Below are 17,802 nucleotides of genomic sequence, written 5' to 3' on the forward strand. Positions count from 1 at the left end.
CGGATCAGTCGTCGTCGACGATGATGACGGCGGCGCTGCTGCGCTCGCCCAGGGTGACGCCCTCCTCGTTGACCTGCAGCTCGACCAGGAACAACTCGGTGGTTTCCTTGATCGAGTCCTGCACCAACGGGATCGTGATGTTCGCCTCGCGTGCGCCGGCGGGGATGCGCTCGACGCCCGGGCCAATACCGGCGAAGTCAGCGCCCATCTCAGCGGAGTTGCTGCGCAGAGTCCAGGAAACTGCGACCGCGCGCCGTGTTGAGCCCGTGCGACGAATCACCAATCGAACCGAGCCGTCGCCTTCCGATGTGACGTAGCTGTCCTTGTCGAATTCAACGATCACCGGACGGGTCGCACCGGCCGGCGCCGACGAGCTCGCGACTGACGCGCTCGATCCTGACGCACTCGGCTCAGCCTCTTGCGACTGTGCGCGCGATGTTTGCTGGCCGGACTGGCCTGCCTCTCTCTCGGCCGACTGCCTCGACGCAGCCGACGGTCGCGTCAGCTCGGGAAGCGGAACGGGAACCTGGGCCTCACCGCGCGGGCGAGTCGGCACAGTTGTCTGCGCGCTTTGCTGACCGCTTTGTGCGGGGCCCGGAACCGACGGCGCGGTCTGGCGCTGCCCCGAAGGCAGCGGCTCGACATCGGGTGGCGCGATGGGCGCCATCGGCTGCGATCCAATCGTATCGCGCGCTGCCGTGTCTTCTTCGACCACGCCCGTGTTGGCCGCCACTTCACTCTGCCGCTCGCGATCGGCGATGGGCGGCATCACGGGCAACACGTTCGCCAGATTGTTCGGCAGCAGCCCGTACTGCCACACCGCGTAAGCACCGCTGGCAATGACCAGCGCGAGCGTGACCGCCACTGCCGCTCGGCGCCATCGCCCCAGCGATGAATCGGGCGTGATCAATTCGGACGGCGATCCCAAACGACTCGGCGCCTCGCCACAGCCCAGGCCGGCGAGCAGCTCGACGATATCGATTCGACGCTCGCCGCGAGTCCACATCAGCGCACGCTGCAATGCCTGTTGCTGCTTACCCGTCAGACCCGGGATGCGCTGAGGCGCACGACCGTGCGCTCGCGCCAGCGGTGCGGACCGGCCGCCGAAAGGATGGCGACCGGAGAGCAATTCATAGGCGATGCAGGCGAGGCTGTACACGTCATCGCTGGGATGCGGGTCACTGCCATTCACCCGCTCGACACTCGCATACGCAGGCGCGACGCCCGGGCCTTCGTGCAGCCCGGAAGCCGTGTGCAAATCGAGTGGACGGTCGCGCGCGAAACCAAAGTCGAGTACGCGCACTTCACCCGTCGTGGTGATCATGACGTTGCGTGGCTTCAGATCGGCGTGCACGACGTTGCGACGATGCGCGTGAGCCAGCGCCGCACCGACACTGCTGATGACGCCGAGCGCGTAATGACGCGCCATGGGCTGACCATCCAGCCGCTTCAGGATGTCCGCGAGCAGCTCGCCTTCGAGCAGCTCCATGACGATGAAATAAACATTGCCGTCGCGATCCAGGTCGAACACGCTGACGACGTTCGGGTGCGACAGCGACTGCGCTTCGTGAAACTCGCGCTCCAGCTGCGCCAGCTCATCGGGGCGATCCTGGTAATTGAGCTTGAGCACCTTGACCGCCACACAGCGCGACGACGGTTCCAGGTGCGCGCGGTGCCGATCGATGGCCTTGTAGACAGTTCCCGTGCTGCCACGGCCGAGAATCGAGGTCAGCTCGTACCGATCGCGCAGAACATCACTCGTGAGTCCGGGAGGCGGCACCGACGACGGACGCATCGGGCGTTCGCGCTCACGCTCGATCGCCGGGCCATGTGTGTGCACACCAGGCGCGGGCTCTTGCGGGCGGCCTCGGACCAGAATCGAGTCGTCATCGGTGTGCTTCAATGACGGCGGCGGACGGGTCGGCGGCTCCTCGATCTCGCGGCGGAAGGCCGTGGCGTCTTCATCGCCCCTGCGCAGCAGGGAAGGATCGACGAACGCCGGCTCGGAATTGATCGAGTCAGGATCGCGCTCGGCCATCAACTTGCGCCAGCGCGAGCCGGTGGTATCGATGGTGACGTCGGTGGTGTCGTGATCGCCCGGCGCGCCGTCCGCTTTGGATTCGGTCTGATTGGCGACGCCGAACACCAGCTGCGCGATATCGGTCTTGAGCGTGCGGGCCAGCGCTACATCGATGCGCCCGCGGCGCTGATATTGGTCCAGCAGCGCCAGCGCATCCCAGGGCGCGTCGGGATTGCTGCGGCAGACCGACAAGAACTGGGCCTGCATGTCCGCACGGTCGCACCGGCCGGAGATGTAATCATCCAGCCAGCTGGCGAGCACCGCACGGGCATTCTCGCCCTGCTCTCCAAGGTCCTTGTCGATGGACAGACTCATCACCGTTTACAGTATTGCCCCAATTCGCAACGTCGCTTGTGTCTTTAGGCGATCCGCAGGCCGCTTGGTTCGATCGCAGCGGCGCTCGACCCGAGCAGGTATTCGGCTCACGCCGATGCGGCTCAATGTATCGGCGTCGCAAGCTGAACGATACCTGTCGCCCGGCTCCGACCTCGGCCTGATTCGCTGGAATGGCGGTTCGTCGTCAGCCCGGCACCTCGAGTGCCTTTTCCATTCGGTAATCGTCCATCACGAAGCCGCCGCCGATATCCATCACCAGGTCTGCGGCAATCCGAAAACCCAGCCGTTGGTAGGCCTGCACTGCCGGATTGCCTTTGTTGACGGTCAGCCACAACAGGGAGAGCCCGCGCCGCCTGGCGAGCCCCTCAATGAACTCCATGCATCTACGCCCGGTTCCCGAACCGCGGGCGGCATGGTGCAGGTAAAACTTACTGAGGAACATCACCCTTCCGGGTTGCTGCTGCACCGCGCAGTAGCCGATGTCGGATTGCTTGCCACTTTCGAGCTGCCGTTGCACCAGGAAGTACTCATATCCCTGATCGATCTGGACCTGCATTGCCTGGGGATTCTGGAACTTGTCGACCATGTAGTCGACCTGGGTCCGGCCGATCAAGGGTACGTAATATTCGTACCAGATCTCGTGGGCGAGCGCCGCCACCGTTGCGAGCTGCTCCGGGTGCGTAACCGGGACGAAATTCAGCTGGGGACTGGTTTGGAAGGGGGCCACTGCGCTCATCGGCCCATACTAGCTCAACTGCCCGGGCTCAACTCCTCCCGCAATCGGTTCTCATCGAGCGCTCCGCACCATCTGGCGACCACCAGGGTGGCGACGCCATTGCCGATCAGATTGGTCAGCGCCCGGGCCTCGGACATGAAGCGGTCGATGCCCAGGATCAACGCCAGCGCGGTGACCGGAAGCGTGCCCAGCGCCGACAGGGTCGCCGCCAGGACGATGAAGCCGCTGCCGGTCACGCCGGCGGCTCCCTTGGAGGTCAGCAGCAGCACGCCCAGCAGCGTCAGCTGGTCGAGCAGCGACATGGGCACATTGGTGGCCTGGGCGATGAACACCGCCGCCATGGTCAGGTAGATCGAAGTGCCATCGAGGTTGAATGAATAGCCGGTGGGAATGACCAGCCCGACCACCTGCTTCTCGACGCCGGCCTGCTGCATCTTGCCCATCATCCGCGGCAGCACCGACTCGCTCGAGGACGTGCCGAGCACGATGAACAGCTCTTCGCGGATGTAACGAATGAAACGCACGATGCTGAAGCCGTGCACCCTGGCGATCGTGCCCAACACGACGAAGATGAAGAACAGGCAGGTCGCGTAAAAGCACGCCATCAGCTTGCCGAGCGACGCGAGCGACGCGAGCCCATATTGGCCGATGGTGAACGCCATCGCGCCGAACGCGCCGATGGGCGCGAGCCGCATGATCATGCCGACGATGCGGAACATCACCGACGCGAAGCGATCCACGAAATCGAAAACGCTCCGTGCACGCTCGCCGACGGCGTGCAGCGCAAAGCCGAACAGCACCGAGAACAACAACACCTGCAGGATGTCGCCCTTCGCGAATGCATCGACGATGGTGGTGGGAATCACGTTCAGCAGGAAGTCGGTGATGCTCTGCTGCTCGGCCGCCTTGGCGTATGTTTGCACCGAGCTGGCATCCAGCTGCGACACGTCGACGTTCATGCCGGCGCCGGGCTGCACCACGTTCACGATCACCAGCCCGACGATGAGCGCGATGGTGCTGACCACCTCGAAATACAGCAGCGCGAGCGCGCCGGTCTTGCCGACCGCCTTCATGTTCTCCATGCCGGCGATGCCGGTCACGACGGTGCAGAAGATGATCGGCGCGATCATCATCTTGATGAGCTTGATGAAGCCGTCGCCGAGCGGCTTGAACTGCGTGGCGGTTTCCGGGAAGTAATGACCGAGGATCACGCCGATCGCGATGGCGATCAGCACCTGGATGTAGAGCGAGCTGTACCAGCGAGTGGGGGCCGCTGGCGAGGCATGAGCTTCAGTGACCATCGGATCCGCGTTTGTCGTTGTATGCAGGAGCGGATCAGTCTACATGAGCAGGACTATGCGGGCGCAGCCTGGCGAATGTTCGGTGCACTACCCGGTGTGGCATTAACAAAAATTCGACCGCCACGCGGATCGAGTCGCACCAGCAGGCCGAGCGAGCGATTGAACTCCTTGCACTCCACCGGCAGGCGCGCATCCGCGAAGTACGCTTTGGCGAGATCGATCACCGTCGCCGCCGGGCCTTGCATGCCCGGCACTTCGGGCGTGTGCCCGAAGATGCTCACGCGCCAGCTTTGCTTGCGCGCCCCGGCCGAGCGCAGCTCCTTGCAAAAACGATCCATCAGCAGCAGATCGGAGCTGAGCGTGTTGTCGGTGAGATCGAGGGGCTGATCGTTGGCGAGCGCGACGTAACGCAAATGCAACAGCCCGCCGGCCGGCTGCGTATCGTCATAAACGCAGACAGCCAAAGCCCCACGCAACTCGCAAGCGAGCAGCGTGGATTCCTTGGAGACGCGGAACGCATCGGGCTGAACCACGAATTCTGGCGGCGGCTGGATCATGTGGGCGCGATGATGCCGGGGGCGTCCTGCGTGAAGTTGTGCATTGGATCACGGAATCAGGTGGACCGACGAGCCCTGACACCTTTGCGCCAAATTTTGTCCCTGCCTGTCATTCTTTGGCGACGGGCGTCTTGGCCACGTTGCCGCTGCTGTTCACTTCCAGATGCGTTGGCCGCACCCCGCCGAACGTGAGCGAATTGGTGGCCAGAATGACTTCGCGCAGGAAATAAATCAGCCCCATCGCCAGACATGCCAGCGCGATCACGAAAGTGATGGCGATCGGCGCATCGAGATTGATGCCCATCGAGGAGCTGATGAACAGCGCCGCGACCACCAGCGACACCAGAAAGCCGCAGGTCACCGACAGGCCGATCGCGCGATTCACCAATGTCGCACGCTTGGACAGCACTCGCAGCAGCTTGTGGTAGTCCTCCGCCTGCTCCGGGCTCACGTGCACCAGCCGGTCTTCCAAGGTGCGCGCTCGATCGATGATGCGTCCGACGCGGGTCGCGAGCGCGTTCAACGTGGTGCCTACACCCGCCAGAAGAAACACGGGCGCCACAGCCAATTGAATGACCTGCGCCAGATTCGCGATATGCGGAGCGGTGTCGAGCATGCGGACCTCGGTAACTTGTCCGAGAAGATAGCAGCCGTTCGCATCATGCCGCTAGGCGGTTGCAAATGCTCATTGCAACCTTCCGAGCAATCGCCGCGTCCAAACCCTCAAACGCGAACGGAGGGCGTATCGATGCAAAACAAATTGACGGCCGGCACGGCAACCTGGGCGGCGATGACGTTGTTACTGGCGAGCCCGCTGCTATGGGCCGACGAGGACATTTCCAAGATCAATGGCTCGATCCGTGTCGAAAGCGGCCGGCAGGTCGGCTCGGTCGAGACCGTCAATGGCTCGATCCATCTCGGCGATTCGGTGCGTGCCGACAACGTCGAGACCGTCAGCGGCTCGATCGATATCGGCCACGACTCCACGGTTGGCGACATCGACACCGTCAACGGCGACGTGACCCTGGACCGCAACACCAAGGCCGACTCGGTTGAGGTGGTCAACGGCCGGGTGCGCATGGACGAACAGGCCGAGGTCCGCGGCAATGTCACGAGCGTGAACGGCCGCATCGCTCTCGCCAAGGGCGCCCGGGTCGGCGGACACATCGAGACCGTCAACGGCGGCATCGAGCTGGAAGGCGCCAGCATCGGCGACGGCATCAAGACGACCAACGGCGATATCGAAATCGGCGCAGGCTCGCGCGTCGACGGCGGCATTCATGTCGAGAAACAGGACTTCAACTTCTTTGGGAGCAAGCGCAAGCCGAAGATCACGATCGGTCCGAATGCGGTGGTCAACGGCACGCTGAAGTTCGAGCGCGAGGTCGAGCTGCGTATCAGCGATAGCGCGACCGTCGGCAAGATCGTCGGCGCCCAGCCCATCAAAGAATAGCGGTTCTCAAAGACTGATGTAGTAGACGCGTCCGTCGCGCAGCTCGCGCCGGACGCGCCCCGCGTGCACCAGGTATTCCAGATGCGCCAGCGCCTCGCCAATCGCCAGGAACAGGTGCATGTCCTTCAGCTCCCGGCGAAACAGGAAGGGCAGCACGTCCAGCGCGACTTTTGGCTCGACACACAGCGTCGCAAGTTTGTCGAGCTGCTGCACGTGATGGCCGGTGAGATCGTCGATCCGCTGGCGCAGTCCGCGAAACGGCACGCCGTGCGCTGGCAACACCAGCGTGTCCTCTGACAGGGCGCGCAGCCGCTGCAACGACGACAGATACGAGCCGAGCGGATTGGGATCGGTGCTGTGGAACATGAAGCTGATGTTCGAGGAAATGGTCGGCAGCACCTGATCGCCGCTGATCAACACACGCGCCGCTGGGTTTGACAGGCACAAGTGGCCTTCGGCGTGTCCGTTGGTCTCCAGCGCGGTCCACTCGCCCGCTCCCCAACGAATCGTTTCTTCATCCGCAATGAACTGTTCGACCTTCGGCATGCCGCTGGTCATGCGGGCGAACCGGTCGGGACGAAACATCGCTCGGATTTGCAGCGCATCGGTCACGCCGTGCGAGCGGAAGAATTGTTCGGCTTTGTCGAAGTGCGCCTGGCCCTCGCCGCTCCACATCGCGTGCGCCAGCTCATGCGTCCGCCGCGACATGAGCACGGGCGCGCCCAGTCGTTCTTGCAGCCACTTCGCCAGACCGATGTGATCGGGATGAATGTGAGTAATGAAGACGGCCCGCAGCGGCCGCTGCGAGAAATACTCACGCTCCATGACTTCCCACGCGTCCTTGCCGACCGAGGCCGCCATGCCAGTGTCGACCACGACGCAACCGTCGTCTGTTTCCACCAGCCACACATTGATGTGATTCAGATCCAGCGGCAGCGGAATGCGCCCCCAGCGCACGCCCGGCGCAATCGTTACGCTCTGGCCGGACGCAGGCGCCGGTGTGTCCACGTACTGCAGACGGCGCGGCGCTGAGGGAAACGCCTCACCTTCCGCGGTCACCGCTGGCGCGACGGAAGTATTGGCAGGGTCGGAGACGGTCATCCCGCGTATCATGCGGCCTCTTGGCCGAAAGAGGAAATTCCACCATGCGACTTCGCCCGAGCGCCCTGGCGCCCACCGCCCTGCTCGTTGCCCTCGCCTCACTGTCCTGTTCGCTGCCTGCGCAGGCGTCGTCCTCGGACGGCAAGGAGAAGGCGCTGATCAAACACGTGACGGCGGGTGAGCAAGCGTCCATCGAGCTGCTCGAGCAGATCGTCAACATCAACAGCGGCAGCATGAATTTCGCCGGTGTGCGTCAGGTCGGCGACATGCTTCGGCCGCGCTTCGAAGCGCTGGGATTCAAAGTCTCCTGGGTCGACGGCACGCCGTTCGGCCGCGCGGGCCACCTGGTCGCGACTCGCCCTGGCCGCGGCAAGCACGTGCTGCTGATCGGTCATCTCGATACGGTATTCGAGCCCAATCATCCGTTTCAGCGCTGGCAGCGCGTCGACCAGAACATCGCTCGCGGCCCCGGCACGGCGGATATGAAGGGCGGCATCATCGTCGCGCTCGCAGCGCTGGATGCGCTTCGCGAGCAGAAGCTGCTCGACTCGTTGCAGTTCACCGTGGTCCTGCATGGCGATGAAGAACTCCCCGGCCAGCCGCTCGACCTGGCACGCCGCGACCTGATCGAAGCTGCCAAAGCAGCGGACATCGCCGTCGGCTTGGAGAATGCCGCGGACAATCCGAAGAAGGCTGTGACCGCGCGCCGCAGCGCGACCGGCTGGGTCGTGAAAGTGAAGGCGAAGAGCTCGCACTCATCGCAGATTTTCTCCGATAACGTCGGTGCCGGCGCTGCCTATGAGCTGGGGCGCATTCTCAATGGCTTTTATCAGGAAGTGCGCGGCGAAGAATTCGTCACCTTCAATCCCGGCCTGATCGCCAGCAGCACCCAGCTCGATTTCAACCAACAACCGCTCGGCGCGACGCTCTCCGGCAAGAACAACATCGTTACTCCGGTGGCGATCGCCTCCGGCGATCTGCGCACGCTCACGATGAAGCAGCTCGAAGACACGCGCGCCAAGATGCGAAAGGTCGTGGCTGCGAGCTTGCCTAACACCTCGGCGGAGATCGAGTTCACGGACAACTACCCTCCGATGGCGCCCACGGAGGGTAATCGTAAGTTGCTGTCGATGTACGACGGCGTCAGCCAAGACCTTGGCTTCGGCCCCATCACCGAAGTGAACCCACGCAACGCCGGCGCTGCCGATATCTCTTTCGCAGCCGATCACGTCGACATGGCCCTCGACGGTCTCGGCCTGCTCGGCGGCGGCTCGCACACACCGGATGAGTTCGCCGATCTGCGCACGTATCAGATTCAGACGCAGCGGCTGGCGGTGTTGTTGTATAGGTTGGGGAAGAGGTAAGAGGGTGCTTTGCGTGGGTGGGGCGCAGCGCCGAGACGACGGCACGTTGTTGCCCCATTTGCGTCCATGCTTACAGCAGCGTCCGGCTAACTCTGCCGCACGAGCCCATCGAGCGCGGTTGCGCTGCGGCTGTCAGGGAAGACTTTCGTTTCCAGCACGCCGTCGCTGATGCGTAAGTGCGCACCGAGCACGCCTTTGAAGACAGAGCGAAGGTCCAGCGTCGGTTTCAGATCGCGCTGTTGATATAAATCGCCATTGCCCAATCCAGGCCAGTCGGTGATGACGCGACCGCCGGCGATGGGGCCGCCGGCGAGGAAGGCGCAGGTGGCGGTGCCGTGGTCGGTGCCCCGGGTGCCGTTGACGGCGACCGTACGGCCGAATTCGGTGACGACGAGCACTGCGGTGTCCTTCCACGCTGCGCCCAGAGAGGAACGCAATGTTTCCAAGCCTTGATCAAGGCTGCGCAGGCGATTGGCGAGTTGGCCTTGTTCGGCTCCCTGGTTGGCGTGCGTGTCCCAGCCGCCGACTTCGATCACGGCGATGCGCGGGCCATCGGCGGCGGCCAGGAATTTACCGGCCGCTGATGTCACGGCGTTGAATCCGTTGAGCGGGTCGCGCTTGCCGCCGCCTGTAACCGCCATGCTTTCGCCCGCGATGCCGTCCGCCGCCAAAGCCGACTGCAATCGGGTGGCGAAATACTCGTCCGTCGAATATAGATCGGCGATGCGTTCCAGAGTATCGGCGTCCGCATCGGGTAGTCGCGAAGGAGCCCAGGAATTTACGGCCGCATTACCCCGCAGCACCAAAGGAACATTCTGCGCGAGAGCGACGGCGATTTGATCAGTGGTGCGTTTCTGGGCCGCAGGCACGCCGGCAAGCGCGCGATTGAGCCAGCCGTCGCGAGCGCCTTTCAGCTCGGCAGTGCCACTCTCGAGCAGATCCTGGCCGTCGAAATGCGAGCGCTCGCGATAGGGAGAAGCGACGGCGTGAAATACGATCAGCCCCTTCTCGCGATACCGCTGATAGAGATTCACCATCGACGGATGCAGAGCGAACATTCCATCTAGTTTCTGCGTGGGCGCGGTGATGGCCAACGCGCCCCGTTTGCCGGCGTAGTTGCCGTCGCCGTACGCAGGCACAGCGGCTAGCCCATCGAGCGCGCCACGCAAGATCACCAGAACAAGTCGCGCGTCCGCCCTGGTAGACGCGAACGGAATCCGAGGCAGCAACGTAGCAACGCCGCCCAGCACGGAAGAGATGACGAAGGCGCGCCTATTCATCGACGTTGAAACTCCGGGCTCGCCAGCAACAGTGTAACGCCCTGCGCCCCGCTTTCCGCTCGCGCAATTGCCACTCTCGTGCGCTCGGCGAGCGCGCTGCCGAGCGACGCCCCGCCGGCGTCGAGAGGTTGCAACTTCGAACCCATGCGCTTTCCCACCGCGCTCGACCATTCGATTCGTTTGAGCAGCGCATCGGGACCATCCCACTGACTGGCGGTGTCCGGCCAGCCAGCAGGCGAGCCCGGCGTATACGGCCGCTGACCCAGCAATTGAAACGGCGCAAGCATCTGCTCGGGGAGCGTCGGCACGAAGTCGAGCATGCGGAATGTCGAGACCACGAAATCGTGCGGCGTCTTGAACTTCGCGGTCGTCCGCTCCCATGCTTCGGGACTTTCGACCAGCGCGCGATGCAACGACGGCAAGTCTCCATCCGTATCCCGGAACACTTTCGTCAGCCGCGCGACCGCACTCTCCGGTGGCTCGTCTGCGATGAAATGACGCGTCAGCTTGGTCGCCAGATGCTTCGCTGTCGCCGGATGATCTGCGAGGTCTTTCAACACCGCCCGCGGCTGAGCCAAGCCATCTTCGCTGTAGCGCTTGCCGAGAATCGTCTTCGCCCCCGGCTCATGCGCCATCTGACGAAACTGGAATTGCCCCGCCTGCTCGGACTCCTTGCCCCGAGCCCCCGCAACGGACCAACCCGTCAGCGCGCGAGCGAACGTCGTGACATCAGCCTGGGTGTAACCGCCATTCACGCCGAGCGTGTGCAGCTCGAGAATCTCTCGCGCGAGGTTCTCATTGATGTCGAGCTTGCGATCACTCTTGACACGCCGTGAAGTTCGTTGTGCAAGCGGTGAGTTCGGCCCTATGGACGCCTGATTATCCAAATACAGAATCATTGCCGGATGCGCTTCGACCGCGAGCAGCAGATCGACGAAGCGCCCGCCGAGATTCGGTCGGATCGCTTCGTTCTCCAACGTAGCCGCCAGCCCGACGACTTGGGCCTTATCCGCGGACACAGCGAAATGATTGGTCCAGAAATGCACCAGCCGTTCCCGAAACGGCTCCTCGGTGCGAATCGCCAACCGATAGCGAGCGGCGACTTGATCGCGATACATCAGGCCGATCTGGCGGCGGCCGCCGTCTTTCTCGCCTTGTTGGCGCCGCTCTCGCAAAGCCTTGGCAAACGTCTGAAACGCCGTCGCGGAAGATGGCAACTCGGCCACCTCCCGCGGTACCGGCCGAGTATCTTCCACCTGCCGAATCAGCCAATTCCTTGCGTCGCTGCCGATGCCGGTCAACTCACCCGGCCGGGCGCCCAATCCGAAACGGTTGGCGGCGATGATGGCATCGAGCGTCAACGGCCCATCCTCCGGCGATGACCCAATCCGATGAGTACATAACGCCGCCAGCGCCGGCCGGTTGACATCCATTCAGCACATCGTCGCAAACCCCTGGATATACTGGGCTGGCGGGAAAAAAGTACAGCCAGGGAGATTCTTCGGATGAAGCATTGGTTGGCGGTCGGCGCGATCATCGTGTCACTGTGCTCATGGAAAGGCGTACCGGAGGCCCTGGGCGCCGGGACAACTCTCCCTCCCGTCGCCGCCTTTGGCAACGTGGCGGCGATGACCAGCGTGGTGTTGAGTCCCAACGGTCAGCAACTCGCCTGGATCGATAACAGCGGCCCGCTGCAGGCGGTCGAGGCAATCGACTTCACCAGGAATGCCCGGTTGCTCCGAATGGAATCCGAAGCGGAGCTCAAAATCCGCGATCTGGACTGGGCCGATGATGACACCTTGCTGGTTCACAACAGCATCACGCGCTCCGTGCCGCTGGCGAACGGCTCCATGAGCGTGCCCGTCGACTGGCTGCGCATCAAGGCGATCAATGTCCGCACCCGCAAGAGCGTCATCCTGTTGCAGAAAAAGGGTGAGTTCTCCTATGTCACCGGCGCGCGCGTACTCACCCTGCGCACGGCCACGCCACGGCGCGTAGTGATGGCGAGCTGGGATTTCTCGGCGACCAACTATCGCCAGGAAACTGGCTCGCGCCTGAGCGGCGGCCGTAAGGACTCCGGATGGACCTATAACTTGTTCGATGTCGACACCACCACCGGCGATGGCCGCATGCTCGCCGAGGGCACGCCGTTCACCTGCGATTGGGTGGTAGATATCAGCGGCCAGCCGGTAGCGCGCGTCGAATGGGAAGCCGAGCGTGAACGTTTCTCCGTGCTGTATCGGCGCGGCACGTCGTGGACACAAATATTCGAGCTCGCAACCGCTCGTCCGCCCGTCATCGCCGGATTGAGCGCCGACGGTTCGGCGCTGTTGATGTTTGGTGCGCTCGACCGGGCACACCAGGCACTCTGGCGCTTGCCCATCGATGGCAGCGCACCCCAGGCGCTCATCGAAGATGACGCGTACGATGTCTCCGCACCGATCGTGGATCCGTACTCACGCGCGATCCTGGGTGCGTGGAAAGGCGGCCCCTCGCCCGAGATACAGTGGCTCGATGCGAGCGCTGAAAAGAAATCCGCAGCGCTGCGCAAGACATTCGGCGGCAGCCATGCGCACGTAATCGGCCGTTCGGCGGACAATTCACGCGTGCTGGTCGATGTCTCAACCTCGATCAAGCCATCGACGTATTACTTGATCGACTACCAGCGCGGCGCGGCCGATGTCGTCGGTGAGCAATATCCCGGGCTGGTGGCGGCGACGCTGGGCGAAGTCCAGGTGATTACATACAAAGCGCGCGACGGTTACGAGATACCGGCCTATCTCACATTGCCGCCCGGCGCCGAAGGCAAACAGTTGCCGATGGTCGCACTGCCTCACGGCGGGCCGCAGGCGCGCGACGTCGGAGGCTTCGACTGGCTCGCGCAGTTCCTGGCGTCGCGCGGCTATGCGGTACTTCAACCACAGTTCCGGGGCTCGACCGGCTTGGGCGAGGCCCATGCGAAAGCCGGCTATCGCCAATGGGGCGGCCTGATGCAGGACGATGTCACCGATGCCGTCAAAGCGATGGTGGAACGCGGCGTGGCGGACCCGAAACGCATCTGCATTGCCGGCGCCAGCTACGGCGGTTACGCCGCACTGGCGGGAGCGGCGTTCACGCCCGAGCTATATGCCTGCGCGATCAGCATCAACGGCGTGAGCGACCTGCCGCTGATGCTCGGCTACGAGAAATTATCGATGGGTTCGGAGTCGGATTCGGTCGCGTATTGGGCGGAACACATCGGCGCGGCCAACGACGAGAATGTCATCGCCAAATCCCCGGCCCGGGCCGCGCGAGGCGTTCGAGCGCCAATCCTGTTACTCCACGGCAGTAGCGATACCGTGGTGCCGCCGGTGCAGACACAAGTCATGTTCAAAGCATTGCAGGCGCACGGCAAGCCCTACAAGTTCGTCGAGCTGCCCGGCGAAGATCACTGGTTATCGCGCAGTGACACGCGCATCCGCGTGCTCACCGAAATGGAAACATTTCTGTGGAGCTATCTGGGGCCGCAAAATCGGGAGTGACGCGCGCCCTCTCAGGCGCTATTCATCAACTGCTCCATCGGCAGCATGTCCGCCTGCGCCGCGCGGCGGGCGGCGGCGAGCAGGTCGACGATGCGATCGTCGCTTCGGAGCACGAAACTGTTGCCGGCCTGTTGTTTGGCGTACTTCTTCACGTGCGCGAGCAGATGCGCAACCGCATCCGCACTGGTTGCGCCGATAGTCTCCGAGTCCAGCGCGGCAACAGACAGGGTGAGCAAGGGATACTTGCGCGGGCGACCGTCGCGATCGGTCGCAGTGATGGACTTTGCCGAGGCATGCTCGGGCGAATAGAAATCTGCGACGGTTTCACTGAATCGATTCAACACATTCACGACGCGCTCGCGCCAGTCCGCCGACCGCATGACGACCAGAAAATCGTCGCCACCCACGTGACCGACGAAATCCAGCCGCGCCGAGAAATGTTCCTTGAGCAGCCCGGCCAGGTGCAGGATCACCTGGTCGCCGTGCGCATAGCCATACACGTCGTTGTAGGGCTTGAAGGAATCCAGATCGAAATACGCGACGATGAAACGTTTGCGCACTTCGATGAGCTTGTCGATGCTGCTGCGAACCGCGGCGTTGCCGGGCAGCAGCGTCAGCGGATTGGAATGTTTCGCCGACTGCAGTTGCTGTTCCGTGATGAGCCGGAGCACGTCGATGGTCTGACCCAGGCCGTGATAGCGCCCCTCTTTGGTGATGACGAACTCTTCGGTGAGTCGCGGCCGGCTTTTCTGCGTCACCAGGCGGCTGACCTGCTCCAGGCGCAGCTGCCCGTCGATGAGCAACGTCGGCGTCTCCATCACCGCGGTGACCGGCTTCTTGTTGAAGATCTCCGGGTGCAACGGTTTGGCGAGCAGGTCGAACAGGCGCTCGCGACGCACGACGCCGAGCGGCCGGCCGTCCTGCACGATCGGCAGCGTCAGTTGTTCCGGGTTGTCGCGAAACAAATCGGCGACTTCGGTAACGCGCATGTCCGGCGGCACCGGCGGCACGTACGTCGAGATGTGCTCGGCGAGCAGCGCCGTGTAAGTAACGATGGAGCGATCTAGCGACTCCAGCTGCTGGAGCGCCGCGACCGGCGTCGAGCTGGGGCGACCGAACAAATGACCTTGCAGCCGATCCAGGCCGAGATCCACGAGCTCGCGGCATTCGCGCTCGGTCTCGACGCCTTCGGCGATGACGCGGCAACCCATGGCGCGACCCATGTCGAGCATGGAGCGCACGAACTCGAGCTTGGTGGCGTCGGCATCGATGCCGGTGACGAAATAACGATCGATCTTCACGTAGTCGGGTTTCAGCTCCGACCAGGTGCGCAGGCCCGACGAGCCCGCACCGAGATCGTCGATGGCAATGGCGCAGCCCACCTCGCGCAGCCGTTGCATGGCCGAGCGCAGGCGGTCGTAGTCTTCCAGCAGACTTTCCTCGGTCAGCTCGATGACACAACGGTCCATCGGCATGCCGACGCTGGTCGCCAGATCGACGAAGCGCTCGGCGAAATTCGGATGCTCGTAGATGGTGTCGGGAGAAACATTGATGAACAGCTGGCCGGACACGCGCGCCGCGACAAAACGCCTGAAGGCGTTTTGCATGCACAGAAAGTCGAGCTCGACCTTCAGGCCGGCGCGACGAGCCGCTTCAAACAGATTCTGAGGAGCGTGCAGCCAACTATCGGACGGGCCGCGGGTCAGGGCCTCATAGCCGCAAACACCGCGCGAGCGCGGGTCGACGATGGGCTGAAACAGGGTCGTGATGCGTCCCTCGCGCATGAGCTCCGCGAGCTCCAGCGCCGATGCATCCAATCGGCGCAGGCGTAGCGTCGGCGAGTCGGGACGTGGGTCGGACATGCGCAACTAATGCCGGGATTACCCGGCTTTCCCCTCGATTCCTTAGGGCTTTGGAGTTGACACAAGTTAAGTCCGTCCCGGGGCCGGGAACAGAGAACGGTTTCGCATCGACGGCGTAACGCCATCGCGGACTACACATACAAATGCGAAATCTGTGAGGAAGCGCACACCGGCCCCACCCCCTCTGCGAGGGGGCGGTACCGCTGTGCTCTTTAACGCTTCATCGCGTCGAAGAATTCGCCGTTGGTCTTGGTGTCCTTCATCTTGTCGATGAGGAACTCGATCGCTGCCAACTCGTCCATGGGGTGCAGCAGCTTGCGCAGGATCCAGATCTTCTGCAGCTCCTCGGCAGAAGTGATCAATTCCTCGCGGCGGGTGCCCGAGCGATTGATATTCACGGCGGGGAACACGCGTTTTTCCGACACGCGCCGATCCAGGTGGATTTCCGAGTTGCCGGTGCCCTTGAACTCTTCATAGATCACGTCGTCCATGCGCGAGCCGGTGTCGATCAGCGCCGTGGCCAGAATGGTCAGCGAGCCGCCTTCCTCGATGTTTCGGGCCGCACCGAAAAAGCGCTTCGGACGCTGCAGGGCATTGGCGTCGACACCGCCCGTCAGCACCTTGCCGGAGCTCGGCACCACGGTGTTGTAGGCACGGGCCAAGCGCGTGATGGAGTCCAGCAGGATCACCACGTCGCGCTTGTGCTCGACCAGGCGCTTGGCCTTCTCGATCACCATTTCCGCAACCTGCACGTGACGCGTGGCCGGCTCGTCGAACGTCGACGACACCACTTCGCCGCGCACCGTGCGCGCCATTTCGGTCACTTCTTCCGGACGCTCATCGATCAGCAGCACGATCAGATAAACATCGGGATGGTTCGAAGTGATGGAGCTGGCGATGTTCTGCAACAGCATCGTCTTACCCGCTTTCGGCGGGGAGATGATCAGGCCGCGCTGACCTTTGCCGATCGGCGCCACCAGATCGATGATGCGCGCAGTCAGGTCTTCGCTCGAGCCGTTGCCGCGCTCCAGCTTGAAGCGCTTGGTCGGATGCAGCGGCGTCAGGTTCTCGAACAGCACCTTGTGCTTGGCGCCTTCGGGCGAATCGAAATTGATCTCGCCGACCTTGAGCAGCGCGAAGTAGCGCTCGCCGTCCTTGGGCGGACGGATCAGGCCGGAGATCGAGTCGCCGGTGCGCAGGTTGAAGCGGCGGATCTGGCTGGGGCTGACGTAGATGTCGTCGGGCCCGGCGAGATAAGAGCTGTCGGCGGAACGCAGGAAGCCGAAGCCGTCCTGCAGGATTTCCAGCACGCCGTCGCCGTAGATGTCCTCGCCGCTGCGGGCGTGCGCCTTGAGGATGGAGAAGATGATGTCCTGCTTGCGCGAACGGGCCAGGTTCTCCAGCCCCATCTTCTGCGCGATCTCCACCAGCTCCGGCACCGGCTTCAGCTTCAGCTGAGTCAGGTTCATGGACTGGCGGGAGGCCGCCAGCTCGGCTGGGGAAATTACGCCGACGTCATCGCCATCGAACACGTCGTCCTGCGGCAGGTCGTCGTGTTGCGGACCTTCCCCGCGATGATCGCCGTTGTTGCCGCCGCGGTTGCCGCGGTTGCCGCGATTGCCGTCGTTACCACGATTGGAGCGGCCGCCGCCGCCGCCACCTTTGTTGCCGCCCGGGCGATTACGGGCCTGATTGCCGAGATAGCCTCTCACAGTTTGCTGTCCAGAAATGCGGCCAGGTCTGATTTACGGAGGGCTCCCACCTTCTGGCCTTCGACCTGACCGTTCTTGAAGAGAATCAGGGTGGGAATGCCGCGCACGGCGAAGCGTTGCGGCGTCTTGGGGTTCTCGTCGATGTTGAGCTTGGCGATCGTGACCTTCTCTTTATATTCGGTCGCGATCTCGTTCAGCATCGGCGCGATCATCTTGCAGGGCCCGCACCATTCCGCCCAGAAGTCCAGCAGGACCGGGCCCTTGGCCTTGACGACGTCATCTTCGAAGCTGGCGTCGGTGACATGCACAATCGTCTCGCTGCTCACCAGAAACTCTCCGGGGGTGATGGAAGGAAATAGGCGGGTGTTGTGGAATTGGAGCGACTCAAACCTTCGGTTCGGTCATGGGGTGAATGTGGGCGGCGACGCGCCATATGGGTCGGCGGAAATGACCGGGTGACTTGAACGTGTCCGGTCGGGCACAATGCCCGGGCCTAGTG

Annotated in this window: 14 protein-coding genes; 3 read left to right on the forward strand and 11 right to left on the reverse strand. The window is 63.2% G+C overall.

Annotated features, from left to right (window positions below; translation table 11 throughout):
• Positions 1 to 4: 4 nt before the first annotated feature.
• The 5 genes from EK373_RS01080 to EK373_RS01100 all read right to left on the reverse strand — a co-directional run bounded on the left by EK373_RS01080 (position 5) and on the right by EK373_RS01100 (position 5,626).
• Positions 5 to 2,395: a protein kinase domain-containing protein gene (locus EK373_RS01080; protein WP_129640907.1), complete on the reverse strand. Its 2,391-nt coding sequence runs from the start codon at positions 2,393 to 2,395 to the stop codon at positions 5 to 7.
• A 205-nt stretch (positions 2,396 to 2,600) separates the two neighbouring features.
• Positions 2,601 to 3,152, reverse strand: coding sequence for a GNAT family N-acetyltransferase (locus EK373_RS01085; RefSeq protein WP_129640908.1), 552 nt, complete (start codon positions 3,150 to 3,152; stop codon positions 2,601 to 2,603).
• A 14-nt stretch (positions 3,153 to 3,166) separates the two neighbouring features.
• The gene (locus EK373_RS01090; RefSeq protein ID WP_129640909.1) at positions 3,167 to 4,453 is read right to left on the reverse strand and encodes a dicarboxylate/amino acid:cation symporter; all 1,287 of its coding nucleotides are present in this window, start codon (positions 4,451 to 4,453) and stop codon (positions 3,167 to 3,169) included.
• Between the two features lie 53 nt (positions 4,454 to 4,506).
• A complete protein-coding gene (locus EK373_RS01095; protein WP_129640910.1) occupies positions 4,507 to 5,010 on the reverse strand; it encodes a hypothetical protein in 504 nt (167 codons plus the stop codon).
• A gap of 109 nt (positions 5,011 to 5,119) precedes the next feature.
• Positions 5,120 to 5,626, reverse strand: a complete 507-nt coding sequence (locus EK373_RS01100) for a DUF2721 domain-containing protein (RefSeq protein ID WP_129640911.1) — start codon at positions 5,624 to 5,626, stop codon at positions 5,120 to 5,122.
• Between the two features lie 132 nt (positions 5,627 to 5,758).
• Here EK373_RS01100 and EK373_RS01105 point away from each other — a divergent pair, with 132 nt between their 5' ends.
• Positions 5,759 to 6,463 carry a DUF4097 family beta strand repeat-containing protein gene (locus tag EK373_RS01105; RefSeq protein ID WP_198683000.1) on the forward strand — a complete coding sequence of 235 codons (705 nt, stop codon included), beginning with the start codon at positions 5,759 to 5,761 and terminating at the stop codon, positions 6,461 to 6,463.
• A 6-nt stretch (positions 6,464 to 6,469) separates the two neighbouring features.
• Here EK373_RS01105 and EK373_RS01110 read toward each other — a convergent pair whose 3' ends face one another.
• The gene (locus EK373_RS01110; protein ID WP_157994177.1) at positions 6,470 to 7,564 is read right to left on the reverse strand and encodes an MBL fold metallo-hydrolase; all 1,095 of its coding nucleotides are present in this window, start codon (positions 7,562 to 7,564) and stop codon (positions 6,470 to 6,472) included.
• 44 nt (positions 7,565 to 7,608) lie between these two features.
• On the opposite strand from EK373_RS01110, the gene EK373_RS01115 reads away from it, so the two are divergent.
• Complete coding sequence (locus tag EK373_RS01115; RefSeq protein WP_129640913.1) at positions 7,609 to 8,928, forward strand: M20/M25/M40 family metallo-hydrolase; 1,320 nt, start codon at positions 7,609 to 7,611, stop codon at positions 8,926 to 8,928.
• 86 nt (positions 8,929 to 9,014) lie between these two features.
• On the opposite strand, the gene EK373_RS01120 is transcribed toward EK373_RS01115, so the two are convergent.
• Both EK373_RS01120 and EK373_RS01125 read right to left on the reverse strand, forming a co-directional pair.
• A complete protein-coding gene (locus tag EK373_RS01120) occupies positions 9,015 to 10,208 on the reverse strand; it encodes a DUF1501 domain-containing protein (RefSeq protein ID WP_129640914.1) in 1,194 nt (397 codons plus the stop codon).
• A complete protein-coding gene (locus tag EK373_RS01125; protein WP_129640915.1) occupies positions 10,205 to 11,641 on the reverse strand; it encodes a DUF1800 domain-containing protein in 1,437 nt (478 codons plus the stop codon). The genes EK373_RS01120 and EK373_RS01125 overlap by 4 nt, the downstream gene beginning before the upstream one ends.
• A 72-nt stretch (positions 11,642 to 11,713) precedes the next feature.
• On the opposite strand from EK373_RS01125, the gene EK373_RS01130 reads away from it, so the two are divergent.
• Positions 11,714 to 13,729, forward strand: coding sequence for an alpha/beta hydrolase family protein (locus EK373_RS01130; protein WP_129640916.1), 2,016 nt, complete (start codon positions 11,714 to 11,716; stop codon positions 13,727 to 13,729).
• Positions 13,730 to 13,740: 11 nt separating this feature from the next.
• On the opposite strand, the gene EK373_RS01135 is transcribed toward EK373_RS01130, so the two are convergent.
• From EK373_RS01135 to trxA, 3 genes are all read right to left on the reverse strand, one after another.
• Positions 13,741 to 15,591 (reverse strand): bifunctional diguanylate cyclase/phosphodiesterase, encoded by a 1,851-nt coding sequence (locus tag EK373_RS01135; protein WP_129640917.1) that lies wholly within the window; start codon positions 15,589 to 15,591, stop codon positions 13,741 to 13,743.
• Positions 15,592 to 15,803: 212 nt separating this feature from the next.
• The gene (rho, locus tag EK373_RS01140; protein WP_116808373.1) at positions 15,804 to 17,060 is read right to left on the reverse strand and encodes a transcription termination factor Rho; all 1,257 of its coding nucleotides are present in this window, start codon (positions 17,058 to 17,060) and stop codon (positions 15,804 to 15,806) included.
• Between the two features lie 239 nt (positions 17,061 to 17,299).
• Positions 17,300 to 17,629, reverse strand: a complete 330-nt coding sequence (gene trxA / locus EK373_RS01145; protein ID WP_129640918.1) for a thioredoxin TrxA — start codon at positions 17,627 to 17,629, stop codon at positions 17,300 to 17,302.
• Positions 17,630 to 17,802: the final 173 nt, after the last annotated feature.

The sequence above is a fragment of the Peristeroidobacter agariperforans genome (assembly GCF_004138335.1).
Taxonomy (GTDB): domain Bacteria; phylum Pseudomonadota; class Gammaproteobacteria; order Steroidobacterales; family Steroidobacteraceae; genus Steroidobacter; species Steroidobacter agariperforans.

What these genes read in the sequence shown, in the direction of transcription:
- EK373_RS01135 (WP_129640917.1), bottom strand. Translation starts at nt 15,591, where the DNA reads ATGTCCGACCCACGTCCCGACTCGCCGACGCTACGCCTGCGCCGATTG.
- EK373_RS01080 (WP_129640907.1), bottom strand. Translation starts at nt 2,395, where the DNA reads ATGAGTCTGTCCATCGACAAGGACCTTGGAGAGCAGGGCGAGAATGCC.
- EK373_RS01085 (WP_129640908.1), bottom strand. Translation starts at nt 3,152, where the DNA reads ATGAGCGCAGTGGCCCCCTTCCAAACCAGTCCCCAGCTGAATTTCGTC.
- EK373_RS01125 (WP_129640915.1), bottom strand. Translation starts at nt 11,641, where the DNA reads ATGGATGTCAACCGGCCGGCGCTGGCGGCGTTATGTACTCATCGGATT.
- EK373_RS01130 (WP_129640916.1), top strand. Translation starts at nt 11,714, where the DNA reads ATGAAGCATTGGTTGGCGGTCGGCGCGATCATCGTGTCACTGTGCTCA.
- EK373_RS01095 (WP_129640910.1), bottom strand. Translation starts at nt 5,010, where the DNA reads ATGATCCAGCCGCCGCCAGAATTCGTGGTTCAGCCCGATGCGTTCCGC.
- EK373_RS01105 (WP_198683000.1), top strand. Translation starts at nt 5,759, where the DNA reads ATGCAAAACAAATTGACGGCCGGCACGGCAACCTGGGCGGCGATGACG.
- EK373_RS01115 (WP_129640913.1), top strand. Translation starts at nt 7,609, where the DNA reads ATGCGACTTCGCCCGAGCGCCCTGGCGCCCACCGCCCTGCTCGTTGCC.
- EK373_RS01100 (WP_129640911.1), bottom strand. Translation starts at nt 5,626, where the DNA reads ATGCTCGACACCGCTCCGCATATCGCGAATCTGGCGCAGGTCATTCAA.
- rho (WP_116808373.1), bottom strand. Translation starts at nt 17,060, where the DNA reads ATGAACCTGACTCAGCTGAAGCTGAAGCCGGTGCCGGAGCTGGTGGAG.
- EK373_RS01110 (WP_157994177.1), bottom strand. Translation starts at nt 7,564, where the DNA reads ATGACCGTCTCCGACCCTGCCAATACTTCCGTCGCGCCAGCGGTGACC.
- EK373_RS01120 (WP_129640914.1), bottom strand. Translation starts at nt 10,208, where the DNA reads ATGAATAGGCGCGCCTTCGTCATCTCTTCCGTGCTGGGCGGCGTTGCT.
- EK373_RS01090 (WP_129640909.1), bottom strand. Translation starts at nt 4,453, where the DNA reads ATGGTCACTGAAGCTCATGCCTCGCCAGCGGCCCCCACTCGCTGGTAC.